Raw genomic sequence first — 19,301 nt, 5'->3', positions numbered from 1 at the left:
CTTATTGAATATCCCCGTTACTCAGTGGATAAAGAATGGCATCCCGGTAGCCGGTAACCACTCGAATAAAACCACTCCACCGTTTATCAAGCTTGGGGTTACCGCTATCGATTAATAGCGGGCGCCCATGCAATTCCGTAATTTTTGTTTTAGTCGCAACCACGATTAAATTATCACGCCCAACGCGCCGCAGCACATTGGCCGACAATTGTTGGTTACCCCGGCCAATTAAATGACCCTGGCCACCAATGGCGGTGAGAATGATTTTTACCGGCCCGCTGTGATCGGCAATAGCCTGTTCAATTTGCGGCGCACTGACATCCAACTGCAACAACTGGCCATCCAATAATAAATCCACCCCCAACAGGGTTCCCTCACAGCCCAATTCGCTGAGGATTGCCAACGTAGTAGAGCCTGGGCCAACGACATACAGGGTTTGCGGGTCCAGGTCTTCGGTAATCTCTGCGGCGATATCCGCAACTGCCAGCTCTTCCACTTCGCGGCCGGCATTTTTTACCGCCTGTAAAAACTGACCTTCCTGGGGCACCAGCAATTCGCCGTAGTAACGCGTGGTTACCCGCCCACTGCGGAATGACTGCTCATCAATATCCCGCACTTCACGCTCAGCGAGGTCCACCAGTTGCCCAGCCATCAGACGGCGCAAAACCTCACCACCCGCTTTAGGGGAAATCGCAAAACAGGCGGAATGCATTTTCACTCCGGCGGGAATACCGAGTACCGGGAAATTATCCCCCAGGGCATTGACGATATTTCTCGCAGTGCCGTCACCGCCAATAAAAACAATGAGGTCTGCACCATTGTTGCGGATAGTGGCAGCTGCACGCTCTGTATCTTCCGGGGAGGATGGCGAGCACTCGGCCACGCCCACTTCACAGACAGAAAAACCGAGTTTACGCGCTGTACTGGCCCCCATATCGCCGGCAAAGCACAGGATTTCCAGCTCATCCTTATAGGGCTTTAACTCCTCAAGGGCCAGCGCCGCACGCTGATTTGCCTGGGGCTCGATACCTGCGTCCAGCGCGCGTTGCACCGTTTCAGCACCATCGCTCCCCTTGAGACCCGCCGGGCCACCAATGCCAGCCCAGGGGTTAATAATTAAACCAAGCTTTTTTACTTGTTTACTTAACTGCACGCCAACCCCAACACTTCCAGTTGCCGTTTCTCTTCGTCACCCAAAGTCTGGGCTGAAGTTTTGTAGTGACTGAACTCCAGGCGCTCGGGGTACTCTTTACGCAGCAAATCAAAAGCCTTCCCCATCGACACACCACCTGCTGCAGCCGCGCGCAGGCGGCGATCGTCCGCGCGAGGGTTGTACATCTGCAACAGTAATTCTTCTGCTGAGTCTCCCGTGATCTCTTTAAATGTAACAGCCGGCTGACATTCCGCAGACATAGGTGCAATACCCAATTCCCGGCACAAGGCCTCGCGAATCATACGGGTGCCGGCCAGCTTCCCATCCAGGCTGTAACCGGCAATATGCGGTGTCCCCAGATCAACATGCTGCAATAATTCAGTATCGATATCCGGTTCGTTTTCCCATACGTCCAGTACGGAAGTAAAACGCTTGCCCCGCTGGATTTCCGCCAACAGTGCCCGGTTGTCTACCACCCCACCCCGGCCGGCGCTAATCAAGACGCTGCCATCGCGGAGCTGGCGCAACTGCTCTGCTCCAATCATATGGAAACTGGGGTAGGTGCCGCCCTTAACCAGCGGTGCGTGAAGGCAAACAATATCCTGGCTCAGCACCTTTGCCAGCTCACTCGCATCCGGGTTTTCCGGTAGCCAGGGATCGTAAACTGCGCAGGAAACCCCGAGGGCATGCAAGCGCTGTTGCAATAATCCGCCCACATTGCCGCAGCCCACTATGCCGAAGCTGCGCCCATGCCAGTCAATTTCCAGTGCGGCCAGGATGCAGAAAACATACTCCACCACGGAGTTGGCATTGCAGCCAGGCGCGGCGCTCCAGAAGATCTCATTGCGTTCCAACCACTGGGTATCCAGGTGATCAGTGCCTATGGTGCAGCTGCCAACAAAGCGCACCCGGGTCCCCTCCAGCAGGCTTTGATCAACCTGGGTTACCGAGCGCACCAACAAAATATCCGCATCAATTAATTGTTCTCGGCTCAAGGTGCGGCCGTGGTAGCGCTCCAGCGTTCCCAGATCACCGAAATACTCCTCCAACGCAGGAATATTCTCATCGGCGACAATTTTTAATCCCGCACTCTGTGCAGCGCTATCCGTCATGTAAGTTCTCCATCAACACCCGCTAAGGTGCGTTCAATCTTCTTGCTCAGGCCGCCGATACCAAATTCCTCCGCCAGGGCACGGGCCAGATAGACATCTACCGGCTGTGGGCGCAAATCTGCCAGCTTTACCCCCAGGGGAACCCGCTCCTCAAGACTGGTCAGGCGCTTGGCGAGGTGCAGCTGCTCTTCGTATTCCTCTATCCGGGCCACCAATCCCTTGGCTCCGCGAATGGGCATTGTGGCAAGGGCATCGAGCTGCTCCAGCAACATTTCTATAGTGTCGAATGTCTCTAACAGGCGTGCCGCTGTCTTTGGGCCAACGCCGGGTATCCCGGGAATATCATCGCTAGTATCTCCCACCAGGGCCAGATAGTCGGGAATCTGTTCCGGGCGCACACCGAACTTTTCCCGTACGCCTTCGCCATCCAGGTGCCGGTCGTTGGCAAAATCCCACAGGGATACAGCACCCCGAGCCAGCAGCTGCCCCAGATCCTTGTCCCGACTCACGACCACTGGGTTATGCCGGTGCAGCTTCCGGGTTAATGTGGCCAGTATGTCATCGGCCTCGTAGCGCTCACTGGAAAAGCTGGCAATACCCAGTACCTCAGCCATTTCCCGACACGCCGCCAGCTGGAAAGCCAGGGCTTCATCGGGCAGTGCGCGACTGCACTTATAGTCTGAGTAAATCTCGTTGCGAAAACAGCTTCCCAATGATTCGTCGAAGGCGCAGGCAATATAGCCCGGTTGTCGCGCCAACATATCCAACAGGAAGTTAGTAAAGCCGTAAACGGCTTCAGTGGAGTAGCCACTGCGACTTTCCCAGTTGGGCGGCAGCGCAAAGTAGTAGCGAAAAATATATACCGATGCGTCTATGAGATAACTATTCAAGAGAGATCCGCCAATTGGTAGCTGCCCCGATCAAAAGGATTGGGACAGCCGAATTCCTTCATCAGGGCTTCGGCGAATGCACAGGCCCGAGGGTTGGGCCGGGTATCACAATAGTCCAGAACTTGCTGCCAGATGGCCTTTTTAAACGGGTCGCTGGCGCCCAATCCATTCTCCAGGTTGTCGGCGCTCACGCGGAACTTGAGTCCGCAAGCCCGTGCAAAGATCCATTCAAGGGCCTGTGGCTTGACCTCTACCTGCTCGAACTCAGCCTGCTGGTCGGCACTGCGACCATCCGGCGCATACCAGTAACCGTAATCCGGCAATTGCCGCCGGGCCTCTCCGGCGACACACCAGTGCGCGACTTCATGCAAAGCGCTGGCGGCATAGTCCAGGGTGAACTCTACCTGGTGGTAGGGTTGACCTTCCCCCTGGGCCGGTAATAGGGCTCGCAAAAGCCCCCGCGAAGTCGGGTATTGAGCCCATTTGGGTCTGAAAAACAGTGATCGAAGACTCTGACGATACGATCAGCCATTGGCAGTTTCGTAGGAACAGAAGCCATTTGTGCGGTTGCAACAGGCAAGGCGTTCTCCGGGATACCTCAAAGGCGGGGACTATATCAACGCCTGCGCCCCGATCAAAGCGCAGGCGCTTGCGGGGCGCAAAAGGCGCTGGTTGTATTTCGGCAAATCAACATATACCTTTAGGAACAGGGATGCCGCAGAGGGCGTGTCCTTCTAGCGTCTCCCCGAGGAGGGAATTAAAGCAATCAAACACCCTCCTGCCCCAGTCTTCCTTCAGAGGTAGGGCATTTCGCTGTCGCACCTTCATCTGACGTGGAGACGGTATACAACCGGCCCTGCAAGGAGGTGTTCCATGACAGACCACAGTATCAACAATGTGGTTGACCTCTTCACCGGCGAGCCCATCGAAACTTCTGCGGACAGGCGCTTTATTCGTCTTTCGCCGGAGCTAGACGGCTTGGAAATGCTCTACTCCAACAACTCCAGCGGCACAGATCTATATAGCCTGAAAGTTTTATGCTGGGGTCTCAAAGCAAATGGCGAGGTCGTAGGCCTCGTTCCCTGGTTAAACACCATAGTGGCCTGTCCCGACATCAAGGACCCTCTCGACGGACGCTTTGAGGGCTACTATGACCCCGGCATCGAGGAAATCTTCCATCAGCCCCCCATTCACAAGATCGTCGAGCTGGAGACTGCGGCGGAATACTTTGAATACGAGAGCAATAAAGCTGAGGAAGTACTCCAGGAGATCCCCGACACCATCGGCACCCACGCTGTGTTTATGGATGAACAGCGCGAGAACCTGACACTGATTGAGGTCGTCAGCTGGAGGTTGCACGCCGACGGGGATATTCACGGCATGCTAATAGACCACGATATTGTTGAAACCACTCCGGTTTTACCGGGGGATCACTGCCTGTACCCCGCGCAGGAGAGCGAGGGATTCCGGTACTTTTTCCAACACCATATCGCTAACAAAATTAAATCCGAGGACCCCGAAGCCCTGGCCGCTATCGCTGCCCTGGTGACAGCTCCCTAGGGACTGTTGAGTCTTAATATTCAGGAGTGTGCCAGCCCCCGCCAATGGCATGGGGGCTGGAGCAACGGCGACCCGCTATTCCGCTTTTTTAATCCAGTAGACGAATTCGTCATTTTCCTCTGCGTGCTGTACCAGCTCATATCCAAGAAATTGGCAGAACTTGGGCACATCCCGCTGAGTGGAGGGGTCGCTAGCAACCATTTTCAACACTTCACCATCGGCGACTTTACGCACCGCTGAATGCAGCATCATGACGGGTTCCGGGCACAGGAGGCCGCGGGCATCTAAGGTGTGATCTGACTTCATAAGTATCATTGTGCGCAATTTTACCGCCGTCGTCATCTCCAGGGGCAAGAGGCCCGCGCGGTAATTCCCCTGCACCCGCACTAAAATCCTCATAGGGCTAACGCAATTCGGGCTGACAATGATCTATGTGTTAATAGAACGGGAAATTGCGGCAGAAATGCAGGACAGCTATGAAGAGGCCGCCCGCAAAATCCTCACTTGCGCCTACCGCACCGTAGGTTTTATCGAGGGGCAGACCTATATCGAGAAGGGCAATCCCCTGCGGCGCTTTACACTCTCCAAATGGCAATCTGAGCTCCATTGGCAACACTGGTATACCAGCCAGGAGCGCCGCGCGCAGATGAACCTACTCAACCCACTGATGGTGCGGGAAGAGCGCATCACTGTCCTGGAGATCGCAGCATAAACCGGGCGGCCAATTCTACTGCGGATTGCCAATGCTGAAGTTGGTTAAAACCGCTGGCGCGACGGGGTTTAAAGTCGTGATCGCCATCTTCCAGCCACTCGACCTCAATGGTGTTCGCCAAACCGTAGCCTTCTACCTCAGCCCGACTGCCTAATGGGTCCCGATCTCCCTGAATCACCAAGGTCTGGCAACGAATATCCACCAAGTGCTCGGTACGCAGCTTTTCCGGCTTGCCCTGGGGGTGAAACGGATATCCCAGGCACACGGCACCGGCAATCGCCTTCTGCCCCCAGTATTCATCCGCCAATAGACTCGCCACGCGCCCGCCCATGGACTTACCACCGATAAACAGGGGCAACTCGGGGCCTAGCTGGACGATTTGCTCGCGGAAAGACTCTTGTAGCTGGGGCATGGTATTGGGTGGCCGCTTACTTCCCCCGGTGCGCCGCTGCGCCATATAGGGAAACTCAAAACGGACAACTTCCACACCCTGCTCACACAACCCCTGCGCCAGGAACTGCATAAACTCACTGTCCATCGGTGCCCCGGCGCCATGGGCAAATAGAAAGCGCGCACAGGGCTCACTCGGGCTATCGATTAACCATTCAGACATCGGGGGGCAGGTCCTCGGCCAGGACCAAGTTTACAGTTTCTTCACCGGGCTCAAACCAGATCACCACTTGGCCGGATTGCAGCTGGCGACGCAGGCTGGCAACTTTGTCCACCAGTTCCACTTCACGCTCACCGTATTCGGTGCCCTCGCGAGTGGCGTACTCTTCCAGCAGACTTTGCAGGGTATCGGCATCTAGTTGTTCGAAGGGAATAATCATACAGCGACTAATTCAGGTAGGCTGGGAGCAGCCATAGCCACCCCCAGAATATTGTAAAACGATCAGGACTTGGGTTTGCGGAAGCGCAGGGTCATACGATCGCTCTCGCCGATAGCGAGATACTTTTCACGGTCCTCTTCACCCAAGCGCATTACCGGTGGTAAGGTCCATACGCCTTTGGGGTGGTCAGCAGTGTCTTTGGGGTTCGCATTTACCTCGCTGGCCTCTTCGAACTCAAAGCCCGCTTTTTTAGCCAGGTCGATAACATACTCCTGGGTGACATAACCACTTTTCACCATATCTTCCAGGCTGGTACCTGGCTTGGCACGGTGCTCAACGATCCCCAGAACACCACCGGGCTTCAGCGCGGCAAAAAAGCTGGCAAAAGCTTCATCGGCATAATCGCGATACATCCAGTTGTGTACGTTGCGGAAAGTTACTACGGCATCGGCACTGCCTGCCGGAGCAATCTCGCGACCGGTTTGCGGGGCAAACTCAGTCACAATCACTTTCTTGTAGGCCTTATCATTGGCAGCCAGCTTCGCTTTGAAGTTCTTCAGGGAGCGCTTGAAGTAGTCGGACTCACTATTCTCAGGGAAGTGCGCCGCATATAAGGTCCCTTCCTTACTCAGGTAGGGCCCCAGAATTTCGGTGTACCAACCGCCACCCGGAGTAATTTCCACTACCGTCATATCCGGCTCGATCCCCATAAACTTCAGGGTCTCCGCTGGATTGCGGTACTGATCGCGGGCGACATAATCCTTGTTGCGATGATCCCCCTTAATGGCAGCAGAGAAATCTGCAGCCTGGGCTGTGCCCGCCAAAGCCAGGGCACCGGCCAGGGCCACCAGGGATTTCTTAAAATTGCTCGTCATAGTTTTTCCTGTGTTGTTATCGTTGGTCCAACTTCATTTGCACACTGTCGATCTTATCCTGCATAGATTGCTCGCGGTCAATACGAGTTCCCAATTTCAGACTGGAACTGATTCGGTCGGCGCCCATTTGATGCACCCGCTCGTGGCACTCTTTAACTGCCGCCATCACCTTATCCCAGTCCCCCTCGATATTGGTACCGTATGCGTGCAGGCGATAGGAAAGCCCCGCCTCCTCCAGCACCCGCTCGCACTCAGCAACGTATTTACTGACGGAAACACCAACGCCGATAGGGATCACACATAAGTCAGCAATCACGTTCATCAACAGTCCCTCGTTAAAGTACTTGGATATTGGTTTCAAAATAACGCTTTTGAGATTGGCCGATAGAGTTATTCGACGAGATCCTATTACAATGTCAGCTCAACGTCTCTCGTGAAGCAAAGGAACCCTATATGCAACAGCATCTCGTTATCTCCATGATCTCTGATGACAAGCCCGGTGTCGTGGAAAAGCTTTCAGCAGTTATCGCAGATAACGGCGGCAACTGGGAAGACAGCCATATGGCCCACTTCGCTGGGAAGTTTGCCGGAATCCTGCGGGTGGCGGTGCCCGCAGATAAAAGCGAGACACTTAAAGAGGCGTTATCAGCCCTGGCAAACGCAGGCTACAACCTGGTTATTGAAGATGCCATTGCAGTATCCGCCAAACCCCAGCAAACGCTGACGCTGAAACTGGTTGGCAACGACCGTCCCGGTATAGTCCGCGAGATCTCGCGCGCACTTACCGTTCACCATATCAATATGGAGCACCTGGAAACCACTTACGGCAGCACCCCCTGGAGCGGTGAGCCCCTGTTTAATGCCGAGTGCACCATCAGCGTGGCCGAAGACATAGACCTCGACGGCCTGCGTGACGATCTGGACCAGATTGCCAATGAACTCGGGGTCGAGATCGATTGCGAGGAGATCGCCACCCCCATCTAATTGTGGAATAATCCGCAGCCGTACAGGGCCGGGCACTGCTGTCCGGTCTAGCTAGAAGTCTCTCCAGCGCAAACGCCACCTCATGTTCAAGATTGTTCTATACCAACCTGAAATAGCGCCAAATACCGGCAATATTATTCGACTTTGCGCCAATACCGGGGCAGAGCTGCACCTTATCGAGCCCTTGGGTTTCGATATGGATGACAAACGCCTGCGTCGCGCCGGCCTCGACTACAGCGAGTACAGTCGCGTGGTGCGCCACAAGGACTGGCAGACCTTTATCGATAGCGAACAACCCGCCAGGGTGCTGGCGCTCTCCACCAAGGGAAGCAAAAGCCATACCGCGATCGAATTCCAGGCGGATGACGCCATTGTGTTTGGCCCGGAGACCCGGGGACTGCCCGCAGAGTTCCTGCAAGCAGTAGGGGCCGAAAACACTTTGCGTATCCCCATGCGTGCCGAGAGCCGCAGTATCAACCTGTCCAATGCCGCCGCCATTGTTATCTACGAGGCTTGGCGACAATTGGATTTTAGTGGCGCCGTGTCCCAGCAGTAAGAAGTTCACCTGTTATGCAAAGTTCCCAAGCTCCAATCGGACTCTTTTACGGTTCCAGCACTTGCTATACCGAAATGGCTGCGGAGAAGATCCGCCAGTGTATCGGTCCTCAATGGATTGATATCCACAACATCGCAGAGGCGGATATTACCCTCGCCGAAGACTACGACTTCCTTTTGTTCGGTATCCCCACCTGGGACTACGGCGAACTGCAAGAGGACTGGGAAAATATCTGGGACGACTTGGCCGCGCTGGACCTGCACGAGAAAAAGGTCGCGCTGTTTGGTCTGGGTGATCAGGAAGGCTACCCCCAGTGGTTCCAGGACGCCTTGGGCTATTTGCATTCACAGCTCCTCGCCTGCGGTGCCCGTGCAGTGGGCTATTGGTCCGCAGAAGGTTACGAGTTTGAAGAGTCCAAGGGGCTAACTGCCGATGGCAGCCAGTTTGTCGGGCTGGCCCTGGATGAGGAGAACGAATTCGATCTGAGCGAAGAGCGTATCCAGCGCTGGTGCGACCAGGTAATGCGCGAGTTTGGCTTGCAGGATGGGGGCTGACGGAAGTCTTATTGTGAGCGAACCGGACAAGAAGTACGCAGAAATTGAATGGCGTGAAGACGGCCAGCCGCTCTCTCGCGCCTATGACGATATCTATTTTTCCAGCGCCTCCGGCCTGGAGGAAACCCGCTACGTTTTCCTGCAGCAAAATGCCCTGGCTGAACGCTGGCAACAGCTCGCTGAGAACGGCACCTTTACCATTGCCGAGACAGGCTTCGGCACCGGCCTGAACTTTCTCGCCGCCGCAGAGCTTTGGCAGAAAACGGCCCCGGAAAGTGCTCGCTTGCACTTTATTTCGGTCGAGAAGTTCCCGCTGCGTCCCAACGACCTGCGCAGGGCACTGGATCTCTGGCCACAACTGGCCCCGTTCGCTCAGCCTTTGATTGATAGCTACCCTCCCCTGCTGGCCGCCGGCATTCACCGGCTGCACTTTGGCCCAGTCAGCCTGACCCTGATTATCGGGGAGGCAAGTGAGGCCCTGAACAGCTTGCGCCTGCAAAGGGACAGCGATCACCAGGTAGACGCTTGGTTCCTGGACGGTTTTGCCCCAGCCAAGAACCCGGATATGTGGGCACCGGAGTTGTTTAACAACATGGCCGCTCTGAGCAGTCCCAGCGCCACTTTCGCCACCTTTACTTGTGCCGGGCTGGTTAAGCGCGGACTCCGCGATGCCGGTTTTTCCCTGCGCAAGGTTCCCGGCTTCGGGCGCAAAAGAGAGATGCTGTGTGGCACTCTGGAGAGCCCACAAGTGAGCGAAACCAGGGAAACTCCGTGGCACCTACCTCACCAGGAAAGCAAGCCTCCTAAAACCGTCGCTATTGTCGGCGCGGGAATAGCCAGTGCCACTATTGCCCGGGCACTGGCAGAGCGCGGCATCGATGTTCAGGTATTTGAGCAGGGTGAGGAACCCGGCTCTGGTGGCTCTGGGAATGACCAGGGAATTCTATACGCCAAGTTATCTCCCAAGCCCGGCCCCAACGGAGACTTCAATCTCCACGCTTTGATGTTTGCCCAGCGCTACTATCGCAGCCGCTGCTCTAAAGTGAGCCACTTCAGCGGTCTGCTTCAATTGGCGCAAAACGAGCGGGAACAGCAATTACAGAGTCAGGTTGCCGCCACACTGGCGGAGAGCGATGGGCAGCTATTGGCTGAACCTGTCGATGCCCGAGCGGCCAGCTCCCTGGCAGGCGTGGACCTACCCGTGGGTGGACTGCACTTTCCTCACGCCGGGTGGATTGAACCGCGCAAAGTCTGCGCCACTTTATTGCAGCACCCAAATATCAACCTGCACAGCAACAGCTTGGTAAAAGAATTAGAGCGAGAATTGAGCGGCTGGTCAGTAAAAACAGACCGCAGTGACTTTCAATTTGATGCGGTAGTTCTGTGCGGTGCCAATGATATTCGCCAATTTGCCCCTGCGGCGGCCCTCCCCCTGAAGCCAATTCGCGGGCAGGTGTCCAGAGCAACGGCCACTGAAAATTCTTCGCAGTTACAAATGGCTTTGTGCGGTGAGGGTTATATCACTCCTGCCTATCAAGGGCGTCAGAGCTTTGGTGCCACCTTTAAGCTTAAGGAGACCGCTACTGACCTACGAGTTAGCGAGCACAGCGAGAATCTACAAACCCTGGCAGAGCTACTGCCGAAAATAGCAGATGAGTTCTCACAACAGTCTCTCACTGGCCGAGCGGCTTTGCGCGCAGCGACCCCCGACTACCTACCCTTAGCCGGCCCCTTACCCAACTGGGACTCTATCAACGATACCTATGTCGCACTGCGCAAGAATCGCAAGCAGTACGTTCCCGAGCGGGCTGACTACCAGCAAGGCCTCTATGTAATGGGAGGCTTGGGTTCCCGTGGCTTTACCTACGCACCACTAACAGCCGAGGTACTGACTGCCTGGATGCTCAACGAGCCCCTTCCGGTCAGCGCAACCCTGGCCAAAGCACTGCACCCGGCTCGCTTTGCCATTCGCGATCTGGGTAGAAACCGGGATATCAAGTAGAGGGGGCTCCAGTCTCTTTCTTCTCTGAAGACAGCAAATTGGCACTGCCGGAACCACAGGCGACGATCGTCTTCATCGCCGCCTCAACACTCACGCCGGGCAGTATTTCTACGCACTCTGCCGGTACGTGAAACACAAACCCGGAGGTAGGCACCGGCGCTGTAGGCACATAGACTGTCATATCCCCATTGGGATGCTGAGAGGTGACAATTGCGGTGACTGTGAGCGGATTATCAATGCCGTGAATGCGGACCTTGGCTACCGGCCCCGCCAGCACACCTTCACCACCGCCACCAATAAACTGGATCACCACATCTTTGATGGTGCTGTAACCCGGCGCCAGGCGTCCCAACCAGTGATCCACATGGCGGTGCAGCCAGCTGCCAACACTGGTTTTCACCAACAAACCAATCGCGAAACAACCACCGAGAATCAGGGCTATCACCACGAGCCTGGCAAGGGTATTCTTAAATTCTGTATGCGCCTCAAGCCACACCACAGCGGGAGCTACAAGATCACTAACTTGACCGAACAGCCACTGAAACAGCAGGACAAAGATAGCTATAGGCAGCACCACTGCGAGTCCACCCAGCAGCGTCAAAGTGATAAAAGTTTTAATTCTGGTCATAGGCTATTGATGAACCGACTTCTCGTGAACAGCTGGATACTGTTATTGCTTTACGCCCCGTGGCTGCAAAGTGCAGCTGCAGAGACACAACTCCAAACAATCCCTTTTTCCATCCTGGAAGAGCGCCAGCGTGGAGGGGACCATTTCACCCAGGGGCTTTTCTACGATGGTCAACGCTGGTGGGAGAGCAGTGGTCGCTACCGCCGCTCCTGGCTCGCCGAGTATACCGATCCTGGCGCCAATCCAGTAAGACGCAAATGGCTGGCCAGGAATCGTTTCGCCGAAGGGCTCACAGTTCTCCACGATAAACTTTACCTGCTGACCTACAAGGCGGGAGAGGTCCATGTCTACCACGCAGACAAGCTCCAACATTTGAAGGTCATGCACTATCGAGGCGAAGGCTGGGGCCTCACCAGTAATGGCCAGCAGCTGATTATGAGTAATGGCAGTGGCGAACTGGTTTTCCGCGATCCCGATACTTTTGAGGTAGTGCGACACCTCAAAGTTCAAGGCGGAGGTAAAAATTGGTCCAGACTCAATGAATTGGAATTTGCCCAGGGCCTGATTTGGGCAAATATATGGCAAGAAAAACAGATTATTGCCATCGATCCGGAGAGTGGCCAGGTGCGCGGCATTATCGATCTCAGCGCTCTCAATCCGGCCGGCAGAAATCACCCTGACACCGTGGCCAATGGGATCGCCTGGGACAAAGCCAAAAATGGGCTCTGGATAACTGGAAAGTACTGGAAACAGCTCTATTTGATTCGCCCTGCAGGACTGGGCTTTGAGCGTACCAGTAGAGTTTCTAACGCTGATCCGTAACGGTCAGCACCCCCCATCCCGGAGATAGTCCATCGCAGACAACTGCAACTGCAAGCGATAGCCGTGCCCCCTGCTCTGTAGGCTGACGCCTTCCAAACTCGCCTCGCCGTCATACAGCGTGGTGAATTTCCCTTCTTCATTTTCCCACTGAATATTTTCAACTTTTTGCATGCCGGGTAACTCAAGAGTGACCACTGTGAACTCTTCCGGCAAAGGCTGTAGCTCAACCTGGGCAACACCCGATGCGGTCGCCAGGGAAAATGCCAGTTGGTTTTCCGGTGCTGTTTGCCACCCCAGGTGAGTGTCAGCAACAACAGATTGAACCAGATTATGTGGGGAGGTGGAGGCGCACCCCAGAAGTCCGGCAGGAACCGTCAACGACAACACAGTTGACAAAATCAATGTGCGCATAGCCCTATCCTTAGCTTGCCGCTGTGATGGCGTAGGATTATAACCCGCGAAATATGTCACAGGCGTAAAGCCGCCAATTTCATTCAATTTCAGCGGCATACTCATCAATAAACATACCGCGCGCGGTCGAGCCACAAGGTATACTCCCCGCCCATGAATTCCCCACAGCATATTCTCGAACACGTTTTTGGCTATACCGATTTCCGCGATCCTCAAAAAGCAGTTATCGACACACTGGTAGCCGGCAATGATGCCCTGGTATTAATGCCCACCGGCGGTGGTAAATCCCTGTGCTACCAGATTCCCGCCCTGGCGCGCCCCGGGTGTGGAGTTGTAATCTCCCCCTGATTGCCCTGATGCAGGACCAGGTAGAAGCTCTTCAGGAAGCCGGCATCTGCGCCGCTTACTTGAATTCATCAGTGGCCTATGACGAAATCCAGGCAATAGAAAGCCAGCTATTACACGGTGAGCTGGATCTCCTCTATCTAGCCCCGGAGCGGTTACTACAGCCACGAACCCTGTCATTACTGCAACGGGTAGAACTGTCGCTGTTTGCCATTGATGAAGCCCACTGTGTTTCCCAATGGGGGCACGACTTTCGCGCCGACTATCTGCAACTCAACTGCCTGCACGAGCAATTCCCCCGGGTACCCCGTATTGCCCTGACAGCAACAGCAGACAAGCGCACCCGTGCAGAAATTGCTCGCCGCTTGGACTTGGAAGAGGCTCGCCACTTTGTCAGCAGCTTCGACCGCCCCAATATCCAGTACCGCATTGAGCCCAAGGACAACCAGCGCCGCCAACTGCTGCAATTCTTACAGAATGGACACCAGGGCAACGCCGGGGTTATTTACTGCCTGTCCCGAGCCAAAGTGGAGAACACTGCGGAATGGTTGACCCAGCAGGGCTTCACTGCCCTGCCCTATCACGCCGGACTACCCGCCGAGACCCGCGCCGAGCACCAGCGCCGCTTCCTGCGTGAAGACGGCGTCATTGTTGTCGCCACCATTGCATTTGGTATGGGGATTGATAAGCCGGATGTGCGTTTCGTTGTTCACCTGGACCTGCCCAAAAGCATAGAAGCCTACTATCAGGAAACGGGCCGTGCGGGCCGCGATGGTGGGGCCTCAGTTGCTTTACTCCTCTACGGTCTTGAGGATGTGGTAAAGATCGGCCAGATGGTGGAGTCCTCAGAGGGCAGCGAAGAGCACAAGCGCCAGGAGCGCAGCCGCCTGAATGCCATGCTCGGGCTGTGTGAAATCACCAGCTGCCGCCGCCAGGCCCTACTGGACTATTTTGCGGAACCACTGGACAACCCCTGCGGCAACTGTGATACCTGCCTGGAGCCGCCTGCCACCTGGGATGCCAGTGAGGCAGCGGTAAAACTACTCTCCTGTGTCTATCGCACCGGACAGCGCTTCGGCGCCAGCCACGTGATCGATGTACTGCGCGGCTCCGAGAACGAGAAAGTCCGCAAATTCGAGCACGACCAGCTCTCCACTCATGGCATCGGCAAAGACCTGAGCGCAGCCGAATGGCGGGCAGTCGTGCGACAGCTGATTGTTCGCGGCTATCTGGAGGTCGAGGGGGAGTTCCAGGGGCTGAGGCTCACTGAAATTTGTCGCCCGCTGCTGCGACGGGAGGAGACTCTCAACCTGCGAAAGCTTCCCCCGAAAGCGGCGCGCTCGCAGAGCCGTGACAATCACAACCTGGATGATCTAAGCCCAGAAAACCAAGTGCTTTGGGAAGCCCTGCGCAACTGTCGCAAACAGTTGGCTGAAGAGCGCGGCGTGCCGCCTTATGTCGTCTTCCACGATGCGACCCTGCGCGGCATGGTACAAGCCCACCCACAAACACGCAGCGAGCTATTAGCGGTCTCCGGCGTTGGAGACAGTAAACTCGAACGCTTCGGCGATGCATTTTTGGCGGTTCTCAGGGATTTTCCCAAACACGAATAACTCCAACCAGTTGGGAGCTTTTCCCCAAAACACAGAGCTGTGTTACAAAGGGGCAAAGCAGTAGAACAATAATTGATAAACCCGACTGAGAGAGAACTATGAAAGTAATCGGCCACCTGATTAATGGCAACATGGTTAATGACACCGGTGCCGCAGGTAACTCCGAACTCCAAGAGGTCACCAACCCCTCCACCAACGAAGTGATCGCCCAGGTTTCGTTAGCCTCTAAAGCGACTGTTGAAGAGGCCATTAGCGCAGCTGAAGCGGCCTTCCCCGCTTGGCGAAACCTTCCGACGGCCAAGCGAGTACGAATTATGTACCGCCTGCGAGACCTGCTGCAGGACAACGCCGCAAAGATTTGTGAGCTGATTACCCTGGAACACGGCAAAGTCCTTGACGATGCGATGGGGGAATTACAGCGAGGCATCGAGAATATCGAGTACGTTTGCTCTACTCCGGAAATGCTAAAGGGCGAACACAGTAAAAATGTCGGGCCGGCAATAGACTCCTGGAGCGAATTCCAACCGCTGGGTGTTTGTGCCGGCATAACCCCCTTTAACTTCCCCGCTATGGTCCCCCTGTGGATGTGGCCCATGGCAATTGCCTGCGGCAATACCTTTGTACTAAAACCCTCCGAACGCACCCCCTCCTCTGCACTGTTTATCGCGGAGCTGGGTATAGAAGCCGGCATCCCTACAGGGGTACTAAATGTAGTTAACGGCGGTAAAGAGGCCGTCGATACACTCCTCACCGATAAACGTGTCCAAGCGGTGAGCTTTGTGGGATCGACTCCGATCGCAGAGTATGTCTACACCACAGGCACCGCCCATGGAAAAAGAGTGCAAGCGTTTGGTGGTGCCAAGAACCATGCGATCATCATGCCCGATGCCGACCTGGACAACGCTGCCGCTGCTCTAATGGGCGCAGCCTATGGTTCCTGTGGTGAACGCTGTATGGCCATCTCTGTCGCTGTAGCGGTAGGTAATGAAACCGCCGATGCCCTTGTTGAGAAGCTCAAAGTACAAATTGCTGATCTGAAAATCGGCGATGGTATGGACAGCCAAAGCGATATGGGGCCACTGGTAACCCGGCAACACTTACAAAAAGTGGAGAGTTATATTGCCGCTGGTATCGAAGAGGGTGCCGAGTTGGCTGTAGATGGGCGCAACCAAACCGTTTCCGGTTTTGAAAATGGTAATTACCTGGGCGCCTGTCTGTTCGATCAAGTCACTCCGGAAATGTCGATTCATAGTGGGGAGATATTTGGCCCGGTACTCTGTGTGATGCGTGTCGAAACCATGCAAGAGGCCATGGATATTATCGATGCTCATGAATACGGTAACGGCACCTGTCTATTTACTCGCGACGGTGAGGCCGCACGCTATTTCAGCGACAATATTAAAGTTGGAATGGTTGGTATCAACGTACCTCTGCCGGTACCGGTAGCACACCAAAGTTTTGGTGGCTGGAAGCGTTCACTGTTTGGCGACCTCCACGCCTACGGCCCCGATTCAGTGCGTTTTTACACCAAGCGCAAAACCATTACCCAGCGCTGGCCTGCCAGTGGGGTGAGGGAAGGTATTCAGTTCAGTTTCCCCTCAAATCAGTAAGCACTGGGGTGGCAGCCCCTCAGGTTTCCCCTTCAAAAAAAGTGCCCGATTTTGTCGGGCACTTTTTTCTTACTATAAAGAGTTCCCCTCCTGATCTACCGCATCCAGCTGACGGCCATCCGGACCTCCATCTCTCGGCGGAATCAATACATCGATTTCTGGAGTCCCCGGTAACGCACTGGGATCAGTCAAAGCCCGAAGAAACTCAGCTAAAATTTCGATTTCGTCATCGGACTCGCCACGATTTGCTGGGCTATCACCAACCAAGTCCATGGTAAGCTGATAACCATTGGGTGCGACAATATCAACACAACCACTGCCCAAATACTCGAATTGCTCCAACTCACACAAATCTGCAACAGTATCGGTCAAGGGTGTGCCAGTATCATCAACACCAAAATAACTTTGGATGGAATCCACAGTATTGAAGTAATGAGAGATATTTCGCTCTAAACTGCCAAACTGTCCCGCGTGCCCCCATGGACCGGAAATGGAAACATTGAGAAGCGACGGCACCCTATATCTTTCCAAATCGCTACCATCTTCATTGGTACCGACTCCAATTTGTGGATAGCGAAACCCCCTGGACGTTTCCAAAGTAAAAAACGGCCCATCATGGCATTGTGCACAAGCAGTATTGGTGTAAAACAGGATTCCACCACGTTTCTGCATCTCAGTCATGGCATCATCATTGCCATCAAGGAAATCAAAGAAAGGGTTATCAATAAATAGCTGGGAAGCCTGGTAGGCAGCCAAGGCTTCAGACACCCGCAGGAAAGTTTTTTCACTATCCCCAAAAGCGTCTTCGAAAAGTGAATCCCACTCATCACTCAAACCAGACGCAATGCTCTCGCGATAATCGCTATCACTGGCAAAGCTTCCCCGCTCACCCATTTCCTCTGCTGTAACTACAGGAAAGTGGGCCTGGGCCATCAACAGTGTCAGGGAATTACTGGCTATCTCTTCAGAAAAACTATTTACGTCATCAGAGACATCTCCATCATCAGTTCTGACCTGATTGGCTAAATAAGTAGCTTTGTCCTCAATGTTGTTAATACCTGTTCTGAAACTGACTCTCCTATCCCAAAAAAGGCTATCCGACCAAATAGCAGAATTACAGGTGGGGGGCGAGTTACGCGGTAATAGCGGCATCAGATTACCATCGCTTCTACCGGGCCCCAATAAATCAGGATTTACCGTATTTACACCAATCGGTAACGACAAACCATCACTGCCACAACCCAGTGTGGGGTGGTGACAAGATGAGCACGAAGAATCGTTATTCAAACTCAGGGACTTACTGTGAAATAAGCGCATTCCCAACTCAATAAGTGCGGGATCTTCCTCTCTGCGCAGCCGCGCCACATAAGCTCTTAATGCACCTACTCGATCTCCCAGGCTGATAACCGCTGCAGCAGCCCTAAGGCACTCATTCAGGTTTTCTGTAGCTATATCCCATACATCGCTAACTCGCTCACCCGCCGTACATTCATCGAGACGTGCAATTGTTGTATTTACTTCTGCAAAGGTTGTATCGACGGAGGTGCCGTTATACCAGTCATCGTCTCGATCGCTATCCAGTGTCCTTGCAACATCCTCATTTGACGGCTCACTATAGCTACCGTCACTGACTTTCACCGCAGCGCTGTAGCTATATTTTGTACCGCTGGACAAACCACTATCTTCGAACCGCTCAGCCTGAGTCTCCGCTATCTCTTCACCATCGCGATATATTAAATAGGAAACATCACCACTCTCATTTGGCTCCCAGGAGATACGGATAGTGGAAGCCGAAGTCGTGACGGCTATTAAGTTAGAGGGAGACTCCAAATCTGTAGACACCTGCCCCCCACTGGAACCCGAGCTATCATCACCTCCAGAGCTGCCACTGCTCCCTCCACCGCCACACCCCCAAAGCAGCAGCACCGCAAAAACAGCCAGGATACGCGCATTTACAGACAACAATAATTTTAAATACTTATTAAAAAATAAATTCATCTTTAGTTTTATTTATTGGTTAAACAAACAAGCTCTAAATTACTCAACAATCAAGGAGCCTCTTGCGCGGGATTATCAATTCACAAAAAACAGAGTCAACAACAACATTAAACCTCCATAAAAGAATGAGAACCAATCGAGCATTATTTTTTAAAAAACCCAAAAAAAACAAAAAGAAGAAACACACTTCGAAAGTGACCAAAGTCAGACTCTCATCCACCAAACCCAAAATGTAAGCAACACAAGTAATCGCACCAAGAAAAATCAAGCACCATTAAGAGAACACTTACCACACAGGCAACACCTCCAGACTTCAAGTTATTTACTTTATATTTGGAAGATGGGATCATCTGCGTACCAACAAACGAGAAAAACAATGAAAATAACAGGCCTCACTGTCGCACTAATTGCTGTACTTCTCTCTGCCAAGCCAGCACATGCACAGGAGGATGCATCCTTTAAGAAATGTAAAAAGTGGCAACAAAAAATTGAGCACTTCCGCGAAGAGAGAAAAGATGGCGGATCAGGAGAGCAGATGGAAAAATGGAAAGACAAGATAAGAAAACTGAGAGAGAAATTTAAAGAATATAACTGTGATCAATATAAGCGTCACTTGTAATCAAGGATTGATAACTGCAGCACCCAA

21 protein-coding genes and 1 pseudogene are annotated in these 19,301 nt (G+C 53.8%); 10 read left to right on the top strand and 12 right to left on the bottom strand.

What is annotated here, in order from left to right:
• Position 1: 1 nt before the first annotated feature.
• The 4 genes from QT397_11020 to QT397_11005 are packed head-to-tail and all read right to left on the bottom strand — an operon-like array spanning position 2 to position 3,607.
• Positions 2-1,153 (bottom strand): ATP-NAD kinase family protein, encoded by a 1,152-nt coding sequence (locus QT397_11020; protein ID WNZ57845.1) that lies wholly within the window; start codon positions 1,151-1,153, stop codon positions 2-4.
• Positions 1,144-2,265: a 4-phosphoerythronate dehydrogenase gene (locus tag QT397_11015; protein WNZ57844.1), complete on the bottom strand. Its 1,122-nt coding sequence runs from the start codon at positions 2,263-2,265 to the stop codon at positions 1,144-1,146. Before QT397_11015 ends, QT397_11020 begins: the two co-directional genes overlap by 10 nt.
• On the bottom strand, positions 2,262-3,155 hold the full coding sequence (locus tag QT397_11010) for a 5'-3' exonuclease H3TH domain-containing protein (protein ID WNZ57843.1): 894 nt from the start codon (positions 3,153-3,155) through the stop codon (positions 2,262-2,264). Before QT397_11010 ends, QT397_11015 begins: the two co-directional genes overlap by 4 nt.
• On the bottom strand, positions 3,152-3,607 hold the full coding sequence (locus tag QT397_11005) for an elongation factor P hydroxylase (protein ID WNZ57842.1): 456 nt from the start codon (positions 3,605-3,607) through the stop codon (positions 3,152-3,154). Before QT397_11005 ends, QT397_11010 begins: the two co-directional genes overlap by 4 nt.
• A gap of 421 nt (positions 3,608-4,028) precedes the next feature.
• Here QT397_11005 and QT397_11000 point away from each other — a divergent pair, with 421 nt between their 5' ends.
• The gene (locus QT397_11000; GenBank protein ID WNZ57841.1) at positions 4,029-4,715 is read left to right on the top strand and encodes a hypothetical protein; all 687 of its coding nucleotides are present in this window, start codon (positions 4,029-4,031) and stop codon (positions 4,713-4,715) included.
• A gap of 75 nt (positions 4,716-4,790) precedes the next feature.
• On the opposite strand, the gene tusA is transcribed toward QT397_11000, so the two are convergent.
• Complete coding sequence (gene tusA, locus QT397_10995; protein ID WNZ58535.1) at positions 4,791-5,021, bottom strand: sulfurtransferase TusA; 231 nt, start codon at positions 5,019-5,021, stop codon at positions 4,791-4,793.
• Positions 5,022-5,139: 118 nt separating this feature from the next.
• On the opposite strand from tusA, the gene QT397_10990 reads away from it, so the two are divergent.
• Positions 5,140-5,427: an antibiotic biosynthesis monooxygenase gene (locus QT397_10990; GenBank protein WNZ57840.1), complete on the top strand. Its 288-nt coding sequence runs from the start codon at positions 5,140-5,142 to the stop codon at positions 5,425-5,427.
• On the opposite strand, the gene QT397_10985 is transcribed toward QT397_10990, so the two are convergent.
• The 4 genes from QT397_10985 to QT397_10970 form a co-directional block, all read right to left on the bottom strand.
• Complete coding sequence (locus QT397_10985; protein ID WNZ57839.1) at positions 5,402-6,040, bottom strand: alpha/beta hydrolase; 639 nt, start codon at positions 6,038-6,040, stop codon at positions 5,402-5,404. The genes QT397_10990 and QT397_10985 overlap by 26 nt on opposite strands.
• Positions 6,033-6,257, bottom strand: coding sequence for a YheU family protein (locus tag QT397_10980; GenBank protein ID WNZ57838.1), 225 nt, complete (start codon positions 6,255-6,257; stop codon positions 6,033-6,035). The genes QT397_10985 and QT397_10980 overlap by 8 nt, the downstream gene beginning before the upstream one ends.
• A gap of 62 nt (positions 6,258-6,319) precedes the next feature.
• The gene (locus QT397_10975) at positions 6,320-7,132 is read right to left on the bottom strand and encodes a methyltransferase (GenBank protein ID WNZ57837.1); all 813 of its coding nucleotides are present in this window, start codon (positions 7,130-7,132) and stop codon (positions 6,320-6,322) included.
• Between the two features lie 16 nt (positions 7,133-7,148).
• Entirely contained in the window at positions 7,149-7,493 is a 345-nt protein-coding gene (locus tag QT397_10970; protein WNZ57836.1) for an MTH1187 family thiamine-binding protein, read from the bottom strand.
• A 92-nt stretch (positions 7,494-7,585) separates the two neighbouring features.
• Here QT397_10970 and QT397_10965 point away from each other — a divergent pair, with 92 nt between their 5' ends.
• From QT397_10965 to mnmC, 4 genes are all read left to right on the top strand, one after another.
• Entirely contained in the window at positions 7,586-8,116 is a 531-nt protein-coding gene (locus tag QT397_10965) for an ACT domain-containing protein (GenBank protein WNZ57835.1), read from the top strand.
• An 82-nt stretch (positions 8,117-8,198) separates the two neighbouring features.
• Positions 8,199-8,672, top strand: coding sequence for a tRNA (uridine(34)/cytosine(34)/5-carboxymethylaminomethyluridine(34)-2'-O)-methyltransferase TrmL (trmL, locus tag QT397_10960; GenBank protein WNZ57834.1), 474 nt, complete (start codon positions 8,199-8,201; stop codon positions 8,670-8,672).
• A gap of 14 nt (positions 8,673-8,686) precedes the next feature.
• Positions 8,687-9,226 (top strand): flavodoxin FldB, encoded by a 540-nt coding sequence (gene fldB / locus QT397_10955; GenBank protein ID WNZ57833.1) that lies wholly within the window; start codon positions 8,687-8,689, stop codon positions 9,224-9,226.
• A gap of 13 nt (positions 9,227-9,239) precedes the next feature.
• Positions 9,240-11,228 carry a bifunctional tRNA (5-methylaminomethyl-2-thiouridine)(34)-methyltransferase MnmD/FAD-dependent 5-carboxymethylaminomethyl-2-thiouridine(34) oxidoreductase MnmC gene (mnmC, locus tag QT397_10950; GenBank protein ID WNZ57832.1) on the top strand — a complete coding sequence of 663 codons (1,989 nt, stop codon included), beginning with the start codon at positions 9,240-9,242 and terminating at the stop codon, positions 11,226-11,228.
• On the opposite strand, the gene QT397_10945 is transcribed toward mnmC, so the two are convergent.
• On the bottom strand, positions 11,221-11,856 hold the full coding sequence (locus QT397_10945; protein WNZ57831.1) for a DUF502 domain-containing protein: 636 nt from the start codon (positions 11,854-11,856) through the stop codon (positions 11,221-11,223). The two genes, mnmC and QT397_10945, sit on opposite strands and share 8 nt — an antisense overlap.
• A gap of 9 nt (positions 11,857-11,865) precedes the next feature.
• Here QT397_10945 and QT397_10940 point away from each other — a divergent pair, with 9 nt between their 5' ends.
• Complete coding sequence (locus QT397_10940) at positions 11,866-12,678, top strand: glutaminyl-peptide cyclotransferase (protein ID WNZ57830.1); 813 nt, start codon at positions 11,866-11,868, stop codon at positions 12,676-12,678.
• Positions 12,679-12,681: 3 nt separating this feature from the next.
• Here QT397_10940 and QT397_10935 read toward each other — a convergent pair whose 3' ends face one another.
• Positions 12,682-13,089, bottom strand: coding sequence for a hypothetical protein (locus QT397_10935; protein ID WNZ57829.1), 408 nt, complete (start codon positions 13,087-13,089; stop codon positions 12,682-12,684).
• A gap of 153 nt (positions 13,090-13,242) precedes the next feature.
• Here QT397_10935 and recQ point away from each other — a divergent pair.
• Positions 13,243-15,047: pseudogene (recQ, locus tag QT397_10930) on the top strand (DNA helicase RecQ).
• Positions 15,048-15,145: 98 nt separating this feature from the next.
• Positions 15,146-16,657: a CoA-acylating methylmalonate-semialdehyde dehydrogenase gene (locus QT397_10925; GenBank protein ID WNZ57828.1), complete on the top strand. Its 1,512-nt coding sequence runs from the start codon at positions 15,146-15,148 to the stop codon at positions 16,655-16,657.
• 72 nt (positions 16,658-16,729) lie between these two features.
• Here the strand turns inward: QT397_10925 and QT397_10920 are convergent, their stop codons facing one another.
• The gene (locus tag QT397_10920) at positions 16,730-18,655 is read right to left on the bottom strand and encodes a cytochrome c peroxidase (protein WNZ57827.1); all 1,926 of its coding nucleotides are present in this window, start codon (positions 18,653-18,655) and stop codon (positions 16,730-16,732) included.
• A 376-nt stretch (positions 18,656-19,031) separates the two neighbouring features.
• Here QT397_10920 and QT397_10915 point away from each other — a divergent pair, with 376 nt between their 5' ends.
• On the top strand, positions 19,032-19,274 hold the full coding sequence (locus tag QT397_10915) for a hypothetical protein (GenBank protein WNZ57826.1): 243 nt from the start codon (positions 19,032-19,034) through the stop codon (positions 19,272-19,274).
• Positions 19,275-19,301: the final 27 nt, after the last annotated feature.

The organism is Microbulbifer sp. MKSA007, from assembly GCA_032615215.1.
Taxonomy (GTDB): Bacteria; Pseudomonadota; Gammaproteobacteria; order Pseudomonadales; family Cellvibrionaceae; genus Microbulbifer.
This window is presented reverse-complemented; position numbering and strand designations above follow the sequence as displayed.

Excerpts from the sequence above, each read along its gene's own strand:
- QT397_10920 (WNZ57827.1), bottom strand. The coding sequence starts at position 18,655 with ATGAATTTATTTTTTAATAAGTATTTAAAATTATTGTTGTCTGTAAAT.
- QT397_10985 (WNZ57839.1), bottom strand. The coding sequence starts at position 6,040 with ATGTCTGAATGGTTAATCGATAGCCCGAGTGAGCCCTGTGCGCGCTTT.
- QT397_10940 (WNZ57830.1), top strand. The coding sequence starts at position 11,866 with ATGAACCGACTTCTCGTGAACAGCTGGATACTGTTATTGCTTTACGCC.
- QT397_10990 (WNZ57840.1), top strand. The coding sequence starts at position 5,140 with ATGATCTATGTGTTAATAGAACGGGAAATTGCGGCAGAAATGCAGGAC.
- QT397_10925 (WNZ57828.1), top strand. The coding sequence starts at position 15,146 with ATGAAAGTAATCGGCCACCTGATTAATGGCAACATGGTTAATGACACC.
- QT397_10935 (WNZ57829.1), bottom strand. The coding sequence starts at position 13,089 with ATGCGCACATTGATTTTGTCAACTGTGTTGTCGTTGACGGTTCCTGCC.
- QT397_11000 (WNZ57841.1), top strand. The coding sequence starts at position 4,029 with ATGACAGACCACAGTATCAACAATGTGGTTGACCTCTTCACCGGCGAG.
- QT397_10965 (WNZ57835.1), top strand. The coding sequence starts at position 7,586 with ATGCAACAGCATCTCGTTATCTCCATGATCTCTGATGACAAGCCCGGT.
- tusA (WNZ58535.1), bottom strand. The coding sequence starts at position 5,021 with ATGAAGTCAGATCACACCTTAGATGCCCGCGGCCTCCTGTGCCCGGAA.
- QT397_11015 (WNZ57844.1), bottom strand. The coding sequence starts at position 2,265 with ATGACGGATAGCGCTGCACAGAGTGCGGGATTAAAAATTGTCGCCGAT.
- QT397_10975 (WNZ57837.1), bottom strand. The coding sequence starts at position 7,132 with ATGACGAGCAATTTTAAGAAATCCCTGGTGGCCCTGGCCGGTGCCCTG.
- QT397_10945 (WNZ57831.1), bottom strand. The coding sequence starts at position 11,856 with ATGACCAGAATTAAAACTTTTATCACTTTGACGCTGCTGGGTGGACTC.
- trmL (WNZ57834.1), top strand. The coding sequence starts at position 8,199 with ATGTTCAAGATTGTTCTATACCAACCTGAAATAGCGCCAAATACCGGC.
- fldB (WNZ57833.1), top strand. The coding sequence starts at position 8,687 with ATGCAAAGTTCCCAAGCTCCAATCGGACTCTTTTACGGTTCCAGCACT.
- QT397_10980 (WNZ57838.1), bottom strand. The coding sequence starts at position 6,257 with ATGATTATTCCCTTCGAACAACTAGATGCCGATACCCTGCAAAGTCTG.
- QT397_10915 (WNZ57826.1), top strand. The coding sequence starts at position 19,032 with ATGAAAATAACAGGCCTCACTGTCGCACTAATTGCTGTACTTCTCTCT.